This is a genomic window from Mesorhizobium sp. 128a, from assembly GCF_053848025.1.
The window spans coordinates 58,002-77,628 of record NZ_JBSPKY010000011.1; the positions used below are offsets into that span (position 1 = coordinate 58,002).

19 protein-coding genes are annotated in these 19,627 nt (G+C 61.5%); 11 read left to right on the forward strand and 8 right to left on the reverse strand.

From position 1 onward, the window contains the following. Window positions 1-29: 29 nt before the first annotated feature. Entirely contained in the window at window positions 30-392 is a 363-nt protein-coding gene (locus ACWTU9_RS18830) for a hypothetical protein (RefSeq protein ID WP_455859581.1), read from the forward strand. 24 nt (window positions 393-416) lie between these two features. On the opposite strand, the gene ACWTU9_RS18835 is transcribed toward ACWTU9_RS18830, so the two are convergent. The 5 genes from ACWTU9_RS18835 to ACWTU9_RS18855 form a co-directional block, all read right to left on the reverse strand. After that, entirely contained in the window at window positions 417-698 is a 282-nt protein-coding gene (locus ACWTU9_RS18835; protein WP_455859582.1) for a hypothetical protein, read from the reverse strand. Window positions 699-710: 12 nt separating this feature from the next. Further along, entirely contained in the window at window positions 711-3,260 is a 2,550-nt protein-coding gene (locus ACWTU9_RS18840) for a caspase family protein (RefSeq protein WP_455859583.1), read from the reverse strand. 264 nt (window positions 3,261-3,524) lie between these two features. Beyond that, window positions 3,525-4,529, reverse strand: a complete 1,005-nt coding sequence (locus tag ACWTU9_RS18845) for a zinc-dependent alcohol dehydrogenase family protein (RefSeq protein ID WP_455859584.1) — start codon at window positions 4,527-4,529, stop codon at window positions 3,525-3,527. 37 nt (window positions 4,530-4,566) lie between these two features. Beyond that, a complete protein-coding gene (locus ACWTU9_RS18850; protein ID WP_455859585.1) occupies window positions 4,567-4,839 on the reverse strand; it encodes a hypothetical protein in 273 nt (90 codons plus the stop codon). Window positions 4,840-4,942: 103 nt separating this feature from the next. Then, a complete protein-coding gene (locus tag ACWTU9_RS18855) occupies window positions 4,943-5,695 on the reverse strand; it encodes a DUF899 domain-containing protein (RefSeq protein WP_455859586.1) in 753 nt (250 codons plus the stop codon). A 375-nt stretch (window positions 5,696-6,070) separates the two neighbouring features. Here ACWTU9_RS18855 and ACWTU9_RS18860 point away from each other — a divergent pair, with 375 nt between their 5' ends. Next, the gene (locus ACWTU9_RS18860; RefSeq protein ID WP_455859587.1) at window positions 6,071-7,291 is read left to right on the forward strand and encodes a helix-turn-helix domain-containing protein; all 1,221 of its coding nucleotides are present in this window, start codon (window positions 6,071-6,073) and stop codon (window positions 7,289-7,291) included. A gap of 34 nt (window positions 7,292-7,325) precedes the next feature. Next, a complete protein-coding gene (locus ACWTU9_RS18865) occupies window positions 7,326-7,958 on the forward strand; it encodes a Vgb family protein (protein WP_455859588.1) in 633 nt (210 codons plus the stop codon). A 42-nt stretch (window positions 7,959-8,000) separates the two neighbouring features. On the opposite strand, the gene ACWTU9_RS18870 is transcribed toward ACWTU9_RS18865, so the two are convergent. Continuing rightward, the gene (locus tag ACWTU9_RS18870; RefSeq protein ID WP_454577323.1) at window positions 8,001-8,306 is read right to left on the reverse strand and encodes a hypothetical protein; all 306 of its coding nucleotides are present in this window, start codon (window positions 8,304-8,306) and stop codon (window positions 8,001-8,003) included. Between the two features lie 367 nt (window positions 8,307-8,673). Here ACWTU9_RS18870 and ACWTU9_RS18875 point away from each other — a divergent pair, with 367 nt between their 5' ends. Then, the gene (locus tag ACWTU9_RS18875) at window positions 8,674-9,336 is read left to right on the forward strand and encodes a sulfotransferase family protein (RefSeq protein ID WP_455859589.1); all 663 of its coding nucleotides are present in this window, start codon (window positions 8,674-8,676) and stop codon (window positions 9,334-9,336) included. A 128-nt stretch (window positions 9,337-9,464) separates the two neighbouring features. On the opposite strand, the gene ACWTU9_RS18880 is transcribed toward ACWTU9_RS18875, so the two are convergent. Together ACWTU9_RS18880 and ACWTU9_RS18885 are read right to left on the reverse strand one after the other, a co-directional pair. Further along, entirely contained in the window at window positions 9,465-10,196 is a 732-nt protein-coding gene (locus ACWTU9_RS18880) for a DUF2270 domain-containing protein (RefSeq protein ID WP_455859590.1), read from the reverse strand. Between the two features lie 483 nt (window positions 10,197-10,679). Further along, window positions 10,680-10,982: a hypothetical protein gene (locus ACWTU9_RS18885; protein WP_455859591.1), complete on the reverse strand. Its 303-nt coding sequence runs from the start codon at window positions 10,980-10,982 to the stop codon at window positions 10,680-10,682. Window positions 10,983-11,284: 302 nt separating this feature from the next. Here ACWTU9_RS18885 and ACWTU9_RS18890 point away from each other — a divergent pair, with 302 nt between their 5' ends. The 7 genes from ACWTU9_RS18890 to ACWTU9_RS18920 all read left to right on the forward strand — a co-directional run bounded on the left by ACWTU9_RS18890 (window position 11,285) and on the right by ACWTU9_RS18920 (window position 19,616). Then, entirely contained in the window at window positions 11,285-12,427 is a 1,143-nt protein-coding gene (locus tag ACWTU9_RS18890) for a helix-turn-helix domain-containing protein (protein ID WP_455859592.1), read from the forward strand. Between the two features lie 291 nt (window positions 12,428-12,718). After that, window positions 12,719-14,461, forward strand: a complete 1,743-nt coding sequence (locus tag ACWTU9_RS18895) for a putative bifunctional diguanylate cyclase/phosphodiesterase (protein WP_455859593.1) — start codon at window positions 12,719-12,721, stop codon at window positions 14,459-14,461. A 175-nt stretch (window positions 14,462-14,636) separates the two neighbouring features. Further along, the gene (locus ACWTU9_RS18900) at window positions 14,637-15,158 is read left to right on the forward strand and encodes a ubiquinone biosynthesis methyltransferase UbiE (protein WP_455859594.1); all 522 of its coding nucleotides are present in this window, start codon (window positions 14,637-14,639) and stop codon (window positions 15,156-15,158) included. Further along, entirely contained in the window at window positions 15,155-16,333 is a 1,179-nt protein-coding gene (locus ACWTU9_RS18905) for a methyltransferase domain-containing protein (RefSeq protein ID WP_455859595.1), read from the forward strand. Before ACWTU9_RS18900 ends, ACWTU9_RS18905 begins: the two co-directional genes overlap by 4 nt. Beyond that, window positions 16,330-18,696 (forward strand): SpoIIE family protein phosphatase, encoded by a 2,367-nt coding sequence (locus ACWTU9_RS18910; RefSeq protein WP_455859596.1) that lies wholly within the window; start codon window positions 16,330-16,332, stop codon window positions 18,694-18,696. Before ACWTU9_RS18905 ends, ACWTU9_RS18910 begins: the two co-directional genes overlap by 4 nt. A 2-nt stretch (window positions 18,697-18,698) precedes the next feature. Next, the gene (locus ACWTU9_RS18915) at window positions 18,699-19,259 is read left to right on the forward strand and encodes a slr1658 superfamily regulator (protein ID WP_454577314.1); all 561 of its coding nucleotides are present in this window, start codon (window positions 18,699-18,701) and stop codon (window positions 19,257-19,259) included. An 18-nt stretch (window positions 19,260-19,277) separates the two neighbouring features. After that, window positions 19,278-19,616 (forward strand): slr1659 superfamily regulator, encoded by a 339-nt coding sequence (locus ACWTU9_RS18920; RefSeq protein WP_454577313.1) that lies wholly within the window; start codon window positions 19,278-19,280, stop codon window positions 19,614-19,616. The last annotated feature ends 11 nt before the right edge of the window (window positions 19,617-19,627 follow it).

Here is a 19,627-nt window from a genome sequence, read left to right on the forward strand (position 1 = left end):
GCACGCGTTTCTCACGACGGTTGAGGAGATTGTCCGCACTGGATCTCTTTTCGCAGGAGGACACCGTGCAACACCCCGGCTCGACGGAATGGCCCATCTGGCATGACCACCCCGAGCGCGACCGGCAGGAGGTTGGCGCGCCGTCGCGGCACGACATTGCGCTGGCCCGCTATCTCGAAACGCAACAGGCCCATCGGGCATCGATGGCTCGCAGGCTCGATCCGGCGGCGGTCACAGCCTCCGCATTGGCAGCGTTCGTCCGCTGCGCTTTCCGTGCAGCACTGCGCCCAAATGTCCGCGGCCCGGCCAATGCCGTGGCCTGGATGGAGGACGTCGGCTTGACGTTGTCCAAGGCCCATGCGGAATTCAGCAAGACCCTTTGGGGCCGGTGAGCAGGGCGCCTGCTTTGGTTGACGTTAACCCCAGCCACCGCCACCGCCACCGCCACCGCCACCGCCGAGAGCCGGAATGACAGGCGGCTTTGGCGGAGTCTCTTCCGTCGGCTTGATCACCTTGCCGGTGGCCGCTTTCTTGTATCGGATCACCTTCGGCTGAGGCGCTACGCGGACCACCTTGGGATGCTTCACCGGCGGCGCCGGCTCAAACATCGGCGACACCGACGTGCAGCCCATGAGCCCGGCGAGGATACCGGAGAAAATTGTTCCGATGAAAATCTGCTTCAATGCCTTGCCCACCATGGCCTCCATTGTTCAGAACAAGTCCCGACGCGGATTGGCTTCTTCCCAGACCCCCCGGGCCGCATTGACCAGTTGCGTGTCCAGCGAACCGGACGGGGGGATCTTCGACTTGAGCTCTTGACGCAGCGCGTCCAAGGCTACCGTTTTCGGCTTCGTCCCGAACTGCGCCAGGCCCTTTTTGGCGTCCGGAAGTTCCTTGCGCAGGTCGAGCGCGACCGCGAACGCCAGGAAACGCACCGCGACAGCCTGATCGGCCGTGTCGCCTTTCGCCATTTCAAGCGCCGCGCGATCATAGGCACTGGACGGATCGCCGCGCGCGGTCGCCAGTTCGAACAGTCGTTGCGCTTCCGCCGGGTCCTGGCGCACGCCGACGCCGTCCCTGTACATGCGGGCGAGACTGCCGGGAGCGTAGGGCTGGCCAAGATCGGTGGCCTGCTGGAATAGCGCCTGCGCTGTCTTCGGATCCTTGTCGATGCCCTGGCCGGCGAGGTAATTGCGGCCGAGCAGGTTCATCGAATACATGTCTTGGCGCTGGACGCCGGCCTGCAGGAAGGCGACGGCGCGGGCCGGATCGGCAGGCACGCCGTTGCGGCCCTCGGTGAAGATCGCGGCAAGATCGTTCATGGCATAAGTGTGCCCCATGGCCGCCGCCTTGAGCAGCAGGTCCAGGCCCTTGGCCGTATCGCGGTTGACGCCATAGCCGTTGAACAAAGCGCGGCCCCACGACGTCATACCGTAGGGATCGCCCTTGTCGGCGGCAGCCTTGTAGAGGGCGTTGGCCTGGGTGCGGTCGATGGCCGTTCCGGTTCCCGTCGCGTTGAGGTAGCCGAGTTCGAAGACGGCGCGAACATGCCCTTTCTTGGCGGCGTCCTCGATGGCTGCCTTGGCCTCGCCGACCCTGCCGGCTGCAAGCAGTGCGCGGCCGAGTTCGTAGCGGAAGCGGGCGACATCGGGATAGGTCTTCACCGCGGCCTCGCAGGCCGCCACGGCACCGGTGCCGATCTCGTTCGGCAGCAGGCCGGGCACCACGCCTTGCAGGTCGAGCGGTTCGCCGGCCGCGGTATCGCAGGCATCGACCGCAGGCGAGATCTTCATCGTCGCCGGTTTGGACGAACTGTTATCGGCGCGGATTTCGAAACCAACCACGATCGGCGCGTTGGCGCCGATCTGCGGCTCGTAACGAAGATGGTCGACTTCACCGGCCAACAAGCTCGATTGTGGCGAGAGCGTCCGATCCGGCAGCGACAGCGTTCCCGTTGCCGGATATCCCGAGACCTTCAGGCTGACCGCCGGATCGTCGGTCGGGAAATCCAGATTGAGCGCAACCGGTCCGACACCGACGGGAACATCAAGTTTGCGGTTCTCGATCGCTTCGGCAGCACCCGTGATGTGGATGCCGCGCTCCAGCACCTGTTGCTGCTGCTCGGCCTCGAGCGAGGCCATGATCTGTTGGCCTGCGGCACCTTCGCCGCTCTTGACGCGGAACACCAATATGCCCTGGCTTCCGCCGCCCCAATTGTCATGCGTGGCATAGGCCAGCATATCCACCTCGTCCTGCGTAGCGGCTCCCTTGGGGACATCCATTTGCAGGCGCGGCAGGTCCTTGCCCGCGATCGGTTCGCCCACCGCGACCTCCTTGCCGTCCAGGATCAGGCGGCCCATTGCGGGTGGCCTTTCGATGCTGACGGTGATGGCGCCGCCATCGACATCGACTGGCTCCGGCAGGCCGAGGGCGACAGGACCGACCCCCGACAGCACCACCTTCTCCAGCACTGGCGGCAGCGAAGGCCGGTTGCTGCGGCGCACCAGCACCACGTCGTCGATCAGCGAGGAGTTTTCCCAAGGCACCTGCATGCCGTTGGTGGCTTGCACGACATCGCGGCGCACCGCCGACATGACCGTGCGGATTTCCTGGTTCGGTGCCAGCGCGCGCCGCGAAAAGGCCGATGAAAACGGGCTGAGGTCACCGCTGCCGTCATAGGCGACGGCGCCCGGTTCGGTGGCAAAGGCGATCAGCGTGTTGAGCGAGCTGCGCACCTGCGCCAGCCCGGTGTTGCCGGCGGTGACAAGCTGGTCACGCAGCCAGTAATTGTTGCGCGGGAAGGGATTGTTGCGGCAGGCGTCGAGGATGATCACCTGGATTTTCGACTTCGAGCGCAACTGCTCCAGCACATCGTTGAGCTTGATAGCCTGGACCTCGATATCGGCCGCTTTCTTCAGCGAGGCATCGACCGGTATCAGGAAATTCTCGCCGCCGATCTGAAAGCCGTGCCCGGAATAGTAGACGACGGCGAGATCTGCGCCATCGACGGCGGCCAGATAGTCCCGGAACTGGCCTTCGAACTGCTGCTTGGTGAGGTTCTCAGCGACGAAAACCTCGAAGCCCGCCAGCCGGAACGTGGCCGACACATCCTCGGCATCCTTGGCCGGATTCTTGAGTGCCGGGATGTCACGGTATTCGGAATTGCCGATGACGAGAGCGACCCTTCGATCGGCGCAGGCCTCAAAGGTTGTGAGGCTGACGAGGATGAAGGCAGCGATGAATCCGCAAAGTCGGAGCATGGCAAAACCCCTGGCCGCTGCCTGACGCCGACGAGAACACCGCTTGCGGCATCAGGGTCCGTTGACAGTATGCAACCTGCCACAGGATAAAGTGAAAGGCCCGTCACCGCCAGACCATGGCAGGCGATTTCTTTCGGCGCCGATCATGGTGGCATTAGCACGCGCTTCAGGAGCGAGTATGTGACAAGTCTCACAGTTCGCATCGACGTGCCGAATGCGCCGTCCGACGCCAGGGACTGTCGGGCTGCGGCCAGGGAGCGAGGGTCAAACGTCGAGGCAGATCTTGCCGAAATGCTTCTGCGCTTCGTAGTGCCTGAACGCTGCGGCGATGTCCTGCAGTGGAAAGCTGCTGTCGATGACAGGCTTCAGATGGTTGACCTCGATCGCCCGGATCATGTTTTCCTGGTCGGCTTTGCTGCCGATGGAAATCCCGCTGATGCGGATCTGGTTCGAGAAGAGCGCCGGGATTGAAACCTCGGCCGCAAAGCCGGTCAGGACACCGATGAGGGCGATGTGTCCGCCTGTCCGACAGGCGGCTATCGACTGCGTCAGTGTCGCGGGTCCGCCGACCTCGATCACGTGATCGACGCCGCGTCCGTCCGTCAGTTCCCTGGCCTTGCCGCCCCAGTCCGGAACCACCTTGTAGTTGATGACACTGTCGGCCCCGAGACGTCTCAGCTTCTCCAGCTTTTCTCCGTCGGACGACGTGGCGATGACCCGGGCGCCGGCGGCTTTGGAAAATTGCAGCGCAAACAGCGACACGCTGCCGGTGCCGAGGATCAGCACGGTATCGCCGGGCTTGACCTTGCCGCATGTCACCAGGCCTCGCCAGGCGGTGACGCCGGTGCAGGTGAGGGTTGCCGCCTCGGCATGCGTATAGCCAGCCGGCGCCCTGGTGAAGGCCTGCGCCGGCATGCACACATACTCGCTGGCAAAGCCGTCGAAACTGTCGCCCGGAATGTCGCGCCTTGTCTCTGATGCCATGTCGCCGCCCAGCCAACCGGGATAGAAGGTGCTGACGACGCAGTCGCCGGACTTGAACGTGTCGACGCCGTCGCCGACAGCAATCACCTCGCCGGCGCCGTCCGACAGCGGCACGCGGCGGTCGGCAAGCGGCACCTTGCCTTGTACGGCGAAATCGTCGCGCATGTTGAGCGAGCAGGCGCGGATCCTGACCAGCATTTCGCCAGGCCCGGGCTGCGGATGATCCTCCTCGACCAGGTCGAGCCTGTCCAACCCGCCCGGCGCTCTCAGCCTGACCAGCTTCATTGCCTTTCTCCGACGTGCCGGGGGGCAGAATGCGGTGCTATTGCCGGACCGGCCGGCCGGAAATCACGCGCAGCCATGGCGCCAGATGGAAGGCGCTCATCAGCAGATACATCAGCGGCATGCCGGTCAGCATGGAGGCATTGGCGCCCAGGCACGATATGACGCCGTCGCCAGTGTGCATGCAGGTGAGCAGCGCCATTACAGCGAATGTCGGCGCCGCGGCGAGGCATAGCCAGTCGGCGATGCCAAGATGAGCCGCGCCAGTGGTTTGAGGAATCTCGCTGCTGATTCCAGTGCCGATGTCGCTCATGGCCATAGTTCCCTTGATGGTCAGTGCCTTGTGGACCTGGTTTCCTCTCCCTCGCCATAGGCGGGGAGAGGAAACGACGCTGGATGGGCGTCGCTATAAGTCCTTACTTGCCGTCTTTGTCCCGGAACGCGGCCTCGCCGGCTGCGGACACTTCTTCCCATCTCTTGTCGGGCCCGGCGTCATAATTGTCATGCCAGTTCCACCAGCTGTAGAGCTCGGTCTGCGGATAGCCTTCGGGCGAATCTTCCCACACTTCCTGGCGGCCGAGCGGCGTGGCGTCGAGATAGCTCCAGACGGTTCCCATCTGCTCGTCGCCGCGGCTGTTGATGAAGTAGGTGCGGAACACCTTCTTGCCATCCTGGATGAACACGTTGTGGCCGTGCCATTCGTCGACGCCGAAGTCTTTGTCGAAGCTGTCGGTGATGGTGTACCAGGGCATCCCCCAGCCCATCCGCTTCTTCAGCGTTACAATATCAGCCTGCGGCGCGCGCGAGGCATAGGCAAGCGTAGTGTTGCGGGCGTTGAGATGGGCGAGATGGCCGACCTGGTCGGCGCCGAGCGAACAGCCGCGGCAGGCATGTTCGGGCCAGCCATGGACGCCGGGTTCGTAGAAAGCCCGGTAGACGATCAACTGACGGCGGCCTTCGAACAGATCGAGCAGGCTTGCCTTGCCGTTGGGGCCTTCGAATACATAGGCCTTGTCGACTTCCATCCAAGGCATGCGCCGGCGCTCGGCCGACAGCGCATCCCTGGCGCGCATCGTCGCCTTCTCCTTCACCAGCATCTTTTCGCGCTCGGCTTCCCATTCCTGCCTTGAAACGATTGGCGGGGTCTTCATTGCCACGTGCTTGGTCATTGCTCGTCTCCTTTGCCGTTGCGGCGCGTCGTTGTCTGCTGATCGTGAGGTAGCGTAGGGCCGCGGGGCGGCGAGAGCGGAGTTACAAATGTGACGGGATTTGCAGGCGGGCCACCGCAGCAAGGGTGGCGGGGGCGCGCAGTGTGCTCAAGATCCTCGAAAGTAGGCATAGTCGGTTTTCCTCATTGAGAAGCTTAATACGTTTATCTGAGATGCTCAGGCTAACGAATGCCCATATTTCCGTCAACGTCGCCCGGGGTGTCTCCTGCCAGTCCAGATGGCTAGGGTCTCGTCCCGACTTGCTGCTTGGCGACGGTGACTTAAGTTAGGGCCGAGCAACGCCGGGGTGGGAGTTACAAGTGTGACGGGATTTGAATGGACTCGCTGATCACCGCGGCAGGGCTGGCGCTGGCCGCGGGTGATCCGCTGGCCGCACTCGACCGCGTCGCCTTGCGCGAGGATGCGCCGGCGCTGGCGCTGCGCGGCATTGCGATGGCGCAGCTCGGCGATCTCGATCGCGCCAAAGCACTGCTGCGGCGGGCCGCCCGTGCCTTCGGTACGAAGGAGGCGGTGGCGCGCGCCAGATGCGTCGTCGCCGAAGCCGAGATCGCGCTGGTCTCGCGCGACCTCGGCTGGCCGGCGAAGGCTCTCGATGCGGCGCGGGCGACATTGGAAAAGCATGGCGACCGGCTGAACGCCGCGCATGCCGGGCATCTCAAGGTGCGGCGCCTGCTGCTCATCGGTCGGCTCGACGAGGCTGAAGACGTGCTGGCCGGCCTCGATCCGGCGCCGCTTCCGCCGGCGTCACGCGCCGCGCACGAACTGGCTGTTGCCGGCATCGCCATGCGACGTCTGAAGACGAAAGCCGCTCGCCAGGCATTGGAGTGGGCGCGCCATGCCGCACGCCGGGCCGGCATTCCGGGCCTTATGGCCGAGGTCGACCGCGCCTTCCTGGCGCTGGACACGCCGGCGGCCCGGCTGATCGCTGGTGGCGAGGAACGCCTGCTGCTGCTCGAGGATGTCGAGGCGCTGGTGGCGTCGTCGGCGCTGGTCGTCGATACGTTCCGCTATGTCGTGCGCAAGCAGGAAACCACGGTCTCGCTGGCGACGCGCCCGGTGCTGTTTGCGCTGGCGCGCGCGCTTGCCGAAGCGTGGCCGGCGGATGTGTCGAGGGCGACGCTGATTGCCCGCGCCTTTGGCGGCAGGCACGCGGATGAATCGCACCGCGCCAGGCTGCGGGTCGAGATCGGCCGCCTGCGCGCCGAATTGCGGCCGCTGGCCGCCATCGGGGCGACCAGCCAGGGCTTTGCGCTGGCGCCGCGCCAGGCAGGCGAAGTGGCGGTGCTGGCGCGGCCGATCGAGGAGCGGCACGCGGCGGTGCTGGCCCTCCTGGCTGATGGCGAAGCCTGGGCAAGTTCGGCATTGGCGCTGGCACTCGGCGCCGGCCAGCGCAGCGTGCAGCGAGCGCTCGATCAGCTCGCCGAGGCCGGCAAGGTGCAGTCGTTCGGCCATGGTCCCGCGCGCCGCTGGATGACGCCGCCCGTGGCCGGCTTCACGACCACCTTGTTACTCCCGGCACCCCTGCCGAACGGCTAGATAGGGTTCTGTGGCCATGGTCGAGGATCAAGACATGAAACATTCAGCAGCTGAAATCCTGCGCGAATACGGACCTTTTCCTGATGTCGACACCGTGCATGGCGTGAGCTTCGACGGACAAAATGTCTGGTTTGCCGCCGGCGACCGGCTGACCGCCTTCGATCCGGCAAGCGGTGAGACGCTGCGCTCGATCGATGTCGCCGCCCATGCCGGCACCGCCTATGATGGTCGGCATCTGTTTCAACTGGCCAGGGATCGCATCCACAAGATCGACCCCGACACGGGGCAGGTGCTGGCCACCATTCCGGCGCCCGGCGGCGGCCGCGATTCCGGCATGACCTGGGCCGAGGGCACGCTGTGGGTTGGCCAGAACCGTGAGCGCAAGATCCACCAGATCGATCCCGAAACCGGGAAAATCCTGCGCACCATCGAGTCCAACCGCTTCGTCACCGGAGTGACCTGGGTGGATGGTGAGCTGTGGCACGGCACCTGGGAGGGTGACCATAGCGATGTCCGGCGCGTCGACCCGCAGACCGGAAAGGTGCTGGAGCGGCTCGACATGCCGGCGGGGAAAGGCGTGTCGGGGCTCGAATCCGACGGCGGCGACCGTTTCTTCTGCGGCAGCGGTCCCGGCGGCATGGTGCGCGCGGTACGTCGCCCGAAATAGGCTGCTGCGGCGGCGTTTAGGCCGTGTAACTGTCTGCCGGCATCAAATCCCTGAGCCGTCGAGTTGCTGGGCGTCTTCGCCCGCCCATGGCGCCGGCATCGAAGCCCGGCTCAGATTGGCCGTCGGCAGCGGCATCCAGCATTTCAGCTCCGGTTCGGGATATTCGATCACGCGTCCCGGCGACGAATCGGAGGAGCGCCAGCCTTCTGTGCCGAACTGGTCGGCGCGCGACCAGTAAGCGAGGTCAACCTCCGCAGGTCCCTGCTCGGACGGTCGCACCGTAACCAGGATGCGGCTGCCGTCCTTGGGCGCGCTCGCCATGTGCCGCCAGCGATCGGGTTCGTCCATTGCGTATCCTCCTGCACGTTGCAACGATAGTCGCCGCGTGCCCGGCAGCGGTCAACCCGAACTTTGTGCAAGATGAGATATCGTTGGCGAACGCACGCCGGACAAGCGTCCGGCGCTGGCACTTCGTCCGCTACGCGGCGAGACGGCGCCGTCGACGGCGATGTCGATCGACTTGTACCGGTCGAAGAGATATTCGGTCCGTAGCCGCAGACGCTCGCTGACTTTGACCACCGCGCCGCCGCCGATCGAATTGGCCCCGATATGAGTATGGCAGTGGGCGGACGCCGTGCCCGCATCGCTCGGCTTTGTCGATTGCCATGTCCTCCGGCGGCCTGCATTCTAGCTGCCCAGGCAAGACAGTGCCTTCGTGGCCGAGGCCGATCAGCCGACCTCGGCGGTTCGAACCAGGGAAATGGGCATGTCGATCAAGGTGATTGGAGCGGGCTTTGGCCGCACCGGAACAGATTCGATGCGCGAAGCGCTGACCATCCTGGGCCTTGGCCCCTGTCATCACATGTCCGAAGTCATCGCCAACGAGGAGCAGAAGCGGCTTTGGCGCGCGCTGGCGAAGGGTGCTGCGTCTGATTGGAGCGAGCTGTTTGCCGGCTATGCCTCCTGCATGGACTGGCCATCGGCGCATTATTGGCGCGAGCTGGTCGAGGTCTATCCGGACGCCCCGGTCATCCTCACCTGGCGCTCGCCGGAAAGCTGGTGGCAGAGTTTCGAGAAGACCATCCTGGCCGGCATCAGCCAGCTCCAGGATCAGGAGGCGCTGGGCATTTCCTTGATCGCCAAGCAGGTCTTCGGCGGCAGGGCGCAGGATCGCGCGACCGCGATTGCCATCTACGAAGCCAACGTCGCCGCGGTCATGGCGACGGTGCCGCCGGAGCGGCTGCTGGTCCACAAACTGGGCGACGGCTGGGACACGCTGTGCGCGCATCTGCGCGTTCCAGTGCCCGACCAGCCCTATCCCAATCGCAACGACACCAGGGAGTTTCGGGCGCAATTTGGGCTGAACCGGCAACCCTGAGCAAGGTCGCGCACGCGCTTGGGTTGAGATGGGTCTTCAACCCCGCCGCAACCGACCGCAATGATGGTCGACAATATCTGCTGAAGATCAGCGCAGCAGAAACCGGATTGCGCCTTCGGGACTATGATTCAGACGTGCACGGTGCCATGCGACAGCTCGCCCTCGTCGCTCGAGATAAGGAAAGCGGCGGCAAGCATGCCGACGTAGAGCAACCCGACCATGCACACGACATAGATGCCCGGAACAGGGCCGAGCTGCGCCACGCGCGCGGCGTCGAGGAATGACGCGCCGAAGCCGATCGGCGATCCTTCGCGCTGCAGGCTGGGCGTGGTGATTTTCAGCACCCAGGCCAGCATCAGGATCGTGTACATGAAAACGTAGTTGCGGCGCAGCCGGCGTACCAAAGCCGCGCGCTGCGAGATCAGGAAGCGCGGCGCACGCAGGCCTTCGCCGACGATGGCCAGCCAGTTAGAGGCGTAGTCGGGTTGCGGCGAGAAGATCTGCGCAAAATAATAGCGCTCGAACTGGCGCACCCTGGCCCGGTAGACGTCGAAGAAGCGATAGCGCCTCGCCTCGATCCACAGAAGCAGCGTGATCAAGAGCATGGCGAACAGCAGCACCCCGTGATGGGCGCTGGGTGTCGACAACGAGACTGAGAGCATTGCGGCGACGACGGTGATCGCCCAGTTGCTGGTCCGGTCGAGCCTGTCGCGCCAGCCGGCCATGCGGGCGATTTCAGCGCGGTGGAAATGTGACATGGTGGTCGCGAGTTCCGATGAGGTGAGCTTCAGCGCGAACGCATCGGAGACCCGCGGCGCGGCCGCTGCTTCGTCGGGCTTAAAGGTCTTGACCTGCGACATTCCCCGCCACGCGCCTCCCTAACGCCGTGGCCGGCCGAAACAAGCCGGCCTTCACCCCAATAAACGCAACGCGCGGCGGTCCGAAACGTTCCAGCCTCTTTCCTTGGAGGGGTTTATGCTCAGCCCGGCCCGCCCGGCTACGCGATCGAATGCGGTGCGCTAGCGCCCGCCTCCCGCAACTCTTCGCCGACGAGACCTGACCGCTTCCAGCAATTCGTGCTCGTTGGTGTGAGCATTTCGAAAAATGGCCACAACCATCATCGCCAGGATTTCGGCGTCCGGGTCCAAAGGGTCTAGATTCTCGTCCGCGCAGACCTGATTGAACACGTGTTCGCAAATAGCCAGATCGTGGGGGCTGAGGCAGGTGCGGTTGAAGCGCCCATGCGGCATTTGTGCGAACCTTTCAGGGCCCGCTGTCCGACGAGCCGCTGAGGCGATGGAATGCTCCAGCGATAATATCGTCGACAGTGTATTGCGGTGAGTTTACTCATTTCCTGACGATTGAACGGTTAGCAGTCCCAAAATTTGCGCGCACTCACGAGCTTTATATTGACCAATGTTCATCAACTGGTAGTAATCATGTCGCTTGTTTTCGGGGATACGAAAGCCGCGCCTAAAATCGGCCGCCTCCTTCGGAGTTCGAGTGCAGCCGATTTTACTGGCTGTGACTTTCAAACTTGCCAGTGAGCATCCGATCCTGGCCGCAATATCCTTCAACGGCTCGTTGTTGATGTATCCGTCAAGAATTATCTTGCGACGAGCTTCGCTGTTGAGCTTTGCGTTCATTTCGACGGTCTCCCCAAATACGCTTCCACAATGGTCAAATGTATATGCAGCGGGCTGAAGAGTGTCGTTAGCGACGCATCCAGAAACTTATCTCGGAATGCATTTCTTGCTGTAACTCAGCGTGATCGCCTGCTCTGTCGAAGCGAGTTCCGCTGCCGTTGGCGGTCGTTTCGGCTGTGGTCACCGAACGGCCTGATCCGGCTGGTTGTCGATATAGGCCTCAAAGTCTTGCCAGATGCCCCGGATACACCACATGATTACGAGGGGCATGGGCATACCCGATTCGGATATGGCACCACGCGATGGACGCAAAAAGGCAAGGCAAGACTCCTGCGAAGCAGCCTCCGGAGCGTGATCGACGTCGTTGGCCGCGCGAAGCTCAATCTCATAACGAGTCAACTTCGCCACTCGGACCGGCGCTCCAGCCTTTGTCCTTTTCAACGCTCGAACTGGCGCCAGAGGATCAATTCGCCACCTGGCAAGCGCACTTGGCTCCGCTTGTCGAGGTGAAGTTGCCGGATGACAAGTCGCCGGACGATGGCTTTCCCGCCGACCACACGGCTTGGAACCTCGGTGGCATGCTCATCGTCCAACAGCACGCTCCGGCACATAGTTACATCCGTTCTGCCGCCAAGCTTCGCTCCAGTTCGATCGATCACTGGTATATCGCCTTGCCACGTACGGGCCGGTCTTGGACGGAGGTCGATCGCCGCGTTGCAGAAGGCCAGCCGGGCAGATTGGAGATCAGGTCGCTTGGCTATCCGTTTCGCGGGAGGACAACGGACTCCGAAAGTCTCTTTCTCTATCTGCCGCGTGATTTGTTCTCTGATGTGGCAGCAACCCTCGACGCGAAGAACAATTCAATTCTGCTCGGCAACTTTGCCAGCCTCTTGGTTGACTACGTCAACAGCGTCGAAGCAAGACTGCGCAGTCTCACGGCCGAAGATCTGCCCCGCATCGTTCACGCAACACGCAGCATGATCATTGCCTGCCTCGCGCCACCGGCGGAACATGCTGCCGCCGCTGAACAATTGGCGGGTGTCGCGCTGATGGAGCGAGCGCGCCGATACGTCCAAAACAATCTGGATACGCCTCATCTGACACCGGATTCAATGTGCCGGGCGCTCGGCGTATCGCGCTCTCGTCTCTATCAGTTGTTCGAACCAAGCGGTGGTGTTCTCCATTACATACAAAGCCGCCGGCTTCTGGCAGCCCATATTGCCCTTAGCGATCCGGCGGACAGCCGGCGCATTGTTGAAATTGCCGAAGCCTTCGGGTTTAGTTCAGCCGCCAATTTCAGCCGGGCATTCAGCAAGGAATTCGGTTACAGCCCGCGCGAAGGCCGCACTACTGTGGTGTTGCCGCGCCCTGCCCACTTCGTTTCGCCTGCTGGGCACGACGAGGCCCCTTCCTTTGAAGGTTGGCTAAAGGCGCTCGGAAGCTGATTACCGATTGGAATGGGTTGATGCGGGCGGAGTCACACAGGGGCGGGAAAGATCACGCCGCCACATGAACCAGAATATCCGTGGCCCGTCCACCGCGCTATCAGTCATATAGCCAATTCCGGTTTATTAACCAACTGTTCATCGTTATCGCTACCAATCACAGGAAGCATGCATTGCAACTACGCAGCACGCGATTGTTGTTGAGATTGCGAGTTGAATGCTTGCGAAGCTTGACAGTTATGCTATTTCTGAACTGGGGGCCTAGATTCTAACCGCCTATGGAGGTGGCTATTGCATCCGGAGGCAACAGGGGTCGGCACGGAGAGTGAGAGGCCTTCCGCAGGCGATGCATCACGTCCCGCCGAAGCGCTGCTCGCTGATCTTTTGGCGTACACGACCGAATTTTTGTCGTTTTATGATCGCGACTTCTGTCTGACGCACTACGCAGCCAAACTCAAAGGCGTGTACGGAGGCGCGGTGGTGCCGGGTGCCGCCGTTTGGGAGATTTACCCGAGCTTCCTCGATGCGAAGTATCGTGACGAATTTCTTCGTGTGTTCCATGGCGGCTCACCGGCAAGCATTGATTTGCCGCGATCATCGGATGAATCGCCACGGTCCGCTTTCGTCTTCGCCACTGCAAATGGCGTGGGAATCATCGAATCAAGGGGGCGCGAAGGGCGGAGCGTGGTAGAGGAGCAAGAGCATGTAACTCTGCTCCATCAAGCGACACACGACGTGCTGACCGGACTGCAGAATCGCCGGCGATTCGGCGATCGGCTGCAGCTCGCAATGGCCGCCCTCGGCGGATCAGAGCCGAAAGCCGCCCTTCTGCAAATCGACCTTGACGATTTCAAAGCGGTCAACGACACGCTTGGCCATGGCGCAGGCGACACTCTTCTTCAACTCGCGGCGGGTCGTATCCGCGACGCGCTACAGGACGGCGAATCCGCATACCGGTATGCCGGGGATGAGTTCGCTGTCATTCAATTGGGAAAGGAGCAGCCCGCAGAGGCTGAGCGCCTCGCTGGATCGCTGGTCGACGCTTTCAAGAACCCGTTCGTCATCAACGGCATTCCTGTCTTCGTCGGCTCGAGTATCGGGATTGCTTTCGGGCCGGAGCACGGGACCGATGGCGAACAGTTGATGAAAGCCGCAGACATTGCTCTTTACGCGGCCAAGACAGACGGACGCGGCTGCGCTCGAACATTCAACCGCTCGATGCTGCTCTTGCTCGAGCAACGCGAGAATCTGAGACGCAGCCTTCGAACCGCGCTGGAGCGAGGCGAGCTTTATCTGGAGTATCAGCCGCTCATTCGGCCTCCCTCCTCAGTGATCGGTTTCGAAGCGCTGCTGCGGTGGCGGCACCCGGAGGTCGGAATCATTCCGCCCAACGTGTTCATACCGATCGCCGAAGCCGACGGGCTAATGGACGACATTGGACGATGGGTGCTCGAGGAAGCTTGTCGCCAGGCATTGACGTGGCCTTCCTCGCTGACCGTCGCAGTGAACCTGTCACCAGCTCAGTTCCTTAGCGGTTCGCTGACGGACACCGTCGCTCAGATCATCGACGCAGTCGGAATCGAAGCCGACAGACTTGAATTTGAGATAACCGAGACGGTCCTGCTTGAGAAGACGATCGACAATATCGACACCTTGAATACTCTGAACGTCTTGGGAATACGAATTTCTCTGGACGATTTCGGAACATACTACTCATCGTTAAGCTACCTTAAGAACTTTCCCTTCGATACCTTGAAGATCGATCAGTACTTTATTGCGGACCTGGAGACCGATCTCAAAAGCCAAACGATCGTGCGATCAATCATGAATCTGGCACACGGCCTGGGAATAAATGTCACTGCCGAGGGGGTCGAGACGTCGGCACAGGTAAGGTGGCTGATCAAGGAAAATTGCGATTGTCTGCAAGGTAATTTCCTGGGGCGACCACTTGGCGTCGACGCGATCAGCGATTTCATCAGGCGGTCCCCGCTGAGAGTGGTACGGGCCATGGAGGGATCAAATCGGGCGCTCTAGCGCCTTGCACCTTTTGTTAACGGTGAAGTGGAGATTCATAGAACGATCAAGGCAGATACCGCGCAATTCTTCGAGTCGGTGCGAGACTGACTCATCAGGTGCGCGCTGAACCTTGTCCTCGCGGAGGCCATCCCCCCCGAGGATTCAATGCTGATGGAACAAGGGGAGGATGCCGATGGGACCTGTTCATCATGAGCTGGCTGGCGAGCCGACTTTTGCGCCCATGATCCAGATCGACATGGACATCAAAGCTTTCGTCTCCGCCTGGAGACACTGCGATTATGTCTCGACATACCTGGCCCGGATGATCAGTCAAAACAGATCAGACTCGGTTCGGCATTCAAATCTCTTTTCCTCTGCCCTCAATGAATTGCTGGAAGTCGCCTTTCGTACGCGCCATGCCGGTGGTGAACTGGCATGCAGGGTGTCCCGCCACGGCGCGACGGACAGGATCGAGCTGACACTCCCATGCGTGCCAGAGGAGCGCCAATTCTACGAAGAAGCCGTGTCACACGTCGCAGGAACGGAGGCCAGGGAGCGATACCTCAATTCGGTGTCTGGCGACCTCTCGGCCAGCCGGGAGGTCGTGCTCCTGGAACTGGCCGTCGAGTACAACGCCACACTCAGGGTCGAGGAAGCCGATGGTGATGCAATCAAGCTTGTCGTGGATCTTCCGCTTGAGGGGCTGCAACATTGAACCCCTACGACCTCCTCCCACGCTTCAAGGCGCAATACGACGCCAACAACCAGGAGTTCTCCATATCCGGGGTGGTCCGACCTCAGGCGATCGATGAGCTTGGGCCCAGCATAGCATTGCTCCGCGATGCGATCGGCCGTGTGCGCGGCGTCCTTTACGTCAATGTCAGACGACTGACGCAGATGAACAACGCCGCGTTTCACGCTTTTTCGAGGATCATCATCGACGCCTGCCGCGCTCGGCCCGATCTCAAATTCGTCGTCATCACGTCAAGCGTCGTCGGATGGACCTCGCGAAAATTCGGTCGCCTGGGCGGAATCGAACCGAATATCACGGTCGAGGAGTATGACAGCGAATTCTATCCGGGGCAGGGCTTCCTCGAGGAGGGCGGGTTCGTTCCGATCCTCCGCACGCAGACAAAGATGACCTGGCGCCACGAGCGCGCAATCTTGCCGCGACACGGCATGAGGCCCGGCATCGTCATGGCCGACATCTGTTGCGGGATCGGCGATTTCGCCGTGCTTGTGCAGAAGGAGTTCCAGCCATCGCGGATCGTCGCCCTCGACCACTCCATGTCAAGCCTCAGCTATGCTCGACGCGTGATGCGGGAATTCGATATCCGGGGCATCGAATATACCTATGGCGATGCGTCGGAGATGCTGCTCGACGAGGCCCAGTTCGACCTGGTCACCTGCCGGCATTCCCTTCAGATCTTCAACCGGCCTGAACTCATCCTCAAGGAACTCTACCGCATATGCAAGCCGGGCGGGCGGGTCTACATCACCAACGAGAAGAACTCGCATTGCCTTGGCGAGCCGCGCTCTGAAAGCATTCGCTGGACCTACAACGAGGTGGCGAAACTGTTCGGACATTTCGAGATGGACGTCGAGCTTGGGCCGAAGAGTCGGCGATACCTGATCGAATCCGGATTCGAGGATATACGTGTCGAGACCTTCATGGTCACCAACCTGGACGGCGATCCGCAGGACTTCGCCGATGTCATTGTAGCCTGGGCGGATGTCTATGCGGGCGAGATGGCGACCAGACGTGGTGACGGACCGGAGTTCGTCGCACGGTTCCGGCAGGGCTTCCAGGACCACATTTTCGCCGCGCTCCACCCCAAGGGTTATGCGGGCTGGCCGATCTGGGTCGCATCGGGGCGACGACCGCAATGAAAGCCGACGCTGAGCCTACACCGCGCTTCGGCCTGCGCTCCTTTCGAGCGAAATTCGTATTGGTCGTTGGCGGCGCCGTCCTGTTCGACCTCCTGCTGAGCGGTGGTCTGGCGCTTTGGAACGTTCAAAAGCTGTCGCGCGACGCCACATCGGAAGTCGGTGAGGGCCTGACGACCGCGAACCAGGAATACATTCGTTCCTATGCCCAATCGACGGCGTTGAGCGTCGACCTGTTGCTCGATCGGGTTCATGGCGACGTCAAGGCGCTGGCCGGCGTGCTGCAGGCCCAGATCGACGATCCGGCGCGGCAGCAACAGGTCGGCGCGACGCTGTCGCATGAGGCGCCCGACTCCGTGAAAATCGTCTACGACGCGCAGGGCGATTGGGCGCAGAATCTGCCAGGCGCGCCTTCCGTGGTCAGTGTCTGGGGCTACCTGCTGGGCGCCGACCACACACCGCTGCCGGGCGTTCAGAAGGAGATAGAAGACAGTACCGTCATCGATCTCGTCGCGCCGACTCTCATGGCCAGCGGGTCGTCCAAACTGCAAATGTACTATATTGGTCCAAAAGAACGGCCGATCTTCAGGACAGTGCCGTATACGGACCAGGCACAGACCTTCGACAAGCTCTATCCGGGCCACAACAAGGCGGAGTTCTGGGAGTTCTTCTTTCCGGGAATCTATGGTTCATGGCAGCAATGGGCCAGGGATCCAGCCTCGCGTCCGGTCGCCGACGATATCACCCAGACAGCGCCTTACACCGATGCAATCACGGGAAAGCTGATCGTCAGCTTTTTCCACCCGTTGTGGACGCGCGATCGCACCGGTATCGCCGGTACGGCAGGGGCGGACATCACTCTCGATCAGCTCGCGGAAGTCGTCGAAAAGGTGAAGATCGCTGAAACCGGGTTCGGCTTCCTCACGATGTCGACTGGCAACGTGGTGGCGATCAATCCGTCGGGCCAGGCGATCATCGGCCTGATTTCCTCGAGCGATGCGGGCACGCAGGGCGTCACCGGTCTGGAAAGGTCGCTGCGGGGAAGTACGCAGCCGGCTATCGCGTCGCTGCCGCTCGACCAGAACAATGACGGTGTCATCCAGCATATCATGCTCGACAACAAGGGCGAGCACGTTCCCTACATTGTTGTCCTCAAGAGATTGAAGCCGACCAATCTTTGGAGTTCGGGACCGATCAAGTCCGAAACGATGTCGGTCGGGATCGTCGTGCCCGAACGGGAGATCTATGCATCCCTGTTCGCCGCGCAGGAGAGTATTTCTCGCGCAACCAATCGTATCCTGGCGTTTCAGATCGGGGCGATCATCGTTTCGCTTCTGATTGTTTTCGCGGCCGTGCTCGGAATTTCGAAGCGGATCACTGCGGGCCTCAGGGCGCTTGCCGGCGCCGCCCAGCGGCTCCAGTCCAAGGACTATTCCGTCCGGGTGAGCATTCCGACGCGCGACGAGGTTGGAGCGGCAGGGATCGCCTTCAACCGGATGGCTGAGGAAATCAGCTTTCACACCGAAAACCTCGAGCAGCTCGTCGACGATCGAACCAGGGAACTCGGGGACGCAAACCAGGAAATATCCGCGCTCAACGAAAAGTTGCGGGACGAGAACGTCCGCCTCGGTGCCGAACTCGCGGTTGCCAGGCAGATCCAGATGATGGTCCTGCCGAAACCAATCGAACTCCAAGCGATTCCGGGGCTGGAGATCGCCGCCTACATGCGGCCGGCCGACGAGGTCGGCGGTGATTACTACGACGTCCTGCAGAACGGGTCACGGGTCAAGATCGGCATTGGCGACGTGACCGGTCATGGTCTCGAGAGTGGCGTGCTGATGCTGATGGTCCAATCTGTCGCACGCGCGCTGCAGGAGACCAACGAAGAGAATCCGCATCAGTTTCTGGATCGGCTGAACAGGGCGATCTACAAGAACATCGAGCGGACGAACACCGACAAGCATCTCTCGCTGGCCTTCCTTGACTTCGAGGATGAGCGGGTAACGCTATCCGGCCAGCATGAGGACGTTCTCGTCGTGCGTGCGGACGGGGAAGTCGAACGCATCGATACGCTTGACCTGGGTATGCCGGTTGGCCTGGAGAATGACATCTCGAAGTTCATCGACACGCGTGACATCCTGTTCGAGAGTGGCGACGTGATCGTTCTGCACACCGACGGTGTGACCGAGGCGGAGGATCAGGACAAAAGGCTATTCGGGTTCGAGCGCCTCTGCCAGAGCGCAAGAAAACGTCAAGGCGGCAGCGCCGAGGACATCAAGACCGGGATCATCGACGATCTGATGGCCCATATCGGAGTCCAGAAGATCCATGACGACATCACCCTCGTGATCATAAGGCACACATAGCAATGACAACGTTGTTCGGGACCCCTGACATCGCAATCGGGATGAAGGAGAGCGTCAGTCGCGTGCGGCTGTTCGACGGACCTCTCGACTTGAGTTGGCGTCATTGTGCCACGACCTCGGACTTCATCGCCGATCTTTTCGCGTTGCGCTTCCGGTCGTCCCGCAATGACTACCTCGAAGTGCGGCACAGCATAGGATATCTGGTCAACGAGCTCATCGAGAACGCCGTCAAATTTCGCGCACCAGGTGAGATCGTGATCGAGGCGTCGATGGATTCGGAGTGCTTCAAGCTCAAGGTCTCGAATGACGTCGATGGTGAAAACGCATCCGAGTTCAAGAACCTCCTGGCGGACATCACGGTTGGCGACCCCAGAGACCTGCTGATACAGCGAATTGAAGAGAATGCAGCGAGCCCCGACGTGTCACGCTCCGGACTCGGATTGCTGACGTTGATGAGCGACTATGGCGCACGCCTGGCCTGGATATTCAGCTCCGCCGACGAAGGCGATCGGATTTGCCTGGAAACCTATGCCTCCATTCCGATCTCGCAAACGCGCAACTAGAAGAAGCGAAGCCAGGCCATGGAAATCAAGACAGACGACTACCGCGTGTGGAACGAAGGAAGCGATATTTTCTTCGACGGCGCAATGCGGCTTGCCAGCTCCGAGGCCGGTGCGCCCATCACGGCCTTGGCGACCAGTGTTCTTGCCTCAAATCCCGCTTCCATTACACTCAATCTGAAGGACCTTCACTTTCTCAACTCTTCCGGCATCAACCTGCTGGCGAAATTCACCATCGAGGTGCGCAAGCATCCTGATGTTCGACTTGTCGTGCGTGGGACGCCCGACATACCCTGGCAGTCGAAATCATTGCCGAATCTGAAAAAGCTGCATCCCGCTGTGGTGCTTTTGATGGACTGACCTAGTCGTCC

Coding starts and splice junctions, on each gene's coding strand:
- ACWTU9_RS18900 (WP_455859594.1), top strand. CDS start 14,637: ATGGGACCTGTTCATCATGAGCTGGCTGGCGAGCCGACTTTTGCGCCC.
- ACWTU9_RS18855 (WP_455859586.1), bottom strand. CDS start 5,695: ATGACCAAGCACGTGGCAATGAAGACCCCGCCAATCGTTTCAAGGCAG.
- ACWTU9_RS18910 (WP_455859596.1), top strand. CDS start 16,330: ATGAAAGCCGACGCTGAGCCTACACCGCGCTTCGGCCTGCGCTCCTTT.
- ACWTU9_RS18860 (WP_455859587.1), top strand. CDS start 6,071: ATGGACTCGCTGATCACCGCGGCAGGGCTGGCGCTGGCCGCGGGTGAT.
- ACWTU9_RS18920 (WP_454577313.1), top strand. CDS start 19,278: ATGGAAATCAAGACAGACGACTACCGCGTGTGGAACGAAGGAAGCGAT.
- ACWTU9_RS18850 (WP_455859585.1), bottom strand. CDS start 4,839: ATGAGCGACATCGGCACTGGAATCAGCAGCGAGATTCCTCAAACCACT.
- ACWTU9_RS18840 (WP_455859583.1), bottom strand. CDS start 3,260: ATGCTCCGACTTTGCGGATTCATCGCTGCCTTCATCCTCGTCAGCCTC.
- ACWTU9_RS18890 (WP_455859592.1), top strand. CDS start 11,285: ATGGACGCAAAAAGGCAAGGCAAGACTCCTGCGAAGCAGCCTCCGGAG.
- ACWTU9_RS18870 (WP_454577323.1), bottom strand. CDS start 8,306: ATGGACGAACCCGATCGCTGGCGGCACATGGCGAGCGCGCCCAAGGAC.
- ACWTU9_RS18915 (WP_454577314.1), top strand. CDS start 18,699: ATGACAACGTTGTTCGGGACCCCTGACATCGCAATCGGGATGAAGGAG.
- ACWTU9_RS18865 (WP_455859588.1), top strand. CDS start 7,326: ATGAAACATTCAGCAGCTGAAATCCTGCGCGAATACGGACCTTTTCCT.
- ACWTU9_RS18845 (WP_455859584.1), bottom strand. CDS start 4,529: ATGAAGCTGGTCAGGCTGAGAGCGCCGGGCGGGTTGGACAGGCTCGAC.
- ACWTU9_RS18880 (WP_455859590.1), bottom strand. CDS start 10,196: ATGTCGCAGGTCAAGACCTTTAAGCCCGACGAAGCAGCGGCCGCGCCG.
- ACWTU9_RS18885 (WP_455859591.1), bottom strand. CDS start 10,982: ATGAACGCAAAGCTCAACAGCGAAGCTCGTCGCAAGATAATTCTTGAC.
- ACWTU9_RS18835 (WP_455859582.1), bottom strand. CDS start 698: ATGGTGGGCAAGGCATTGAAGCAGATTTTCATCGGAACAATTTTCTCC.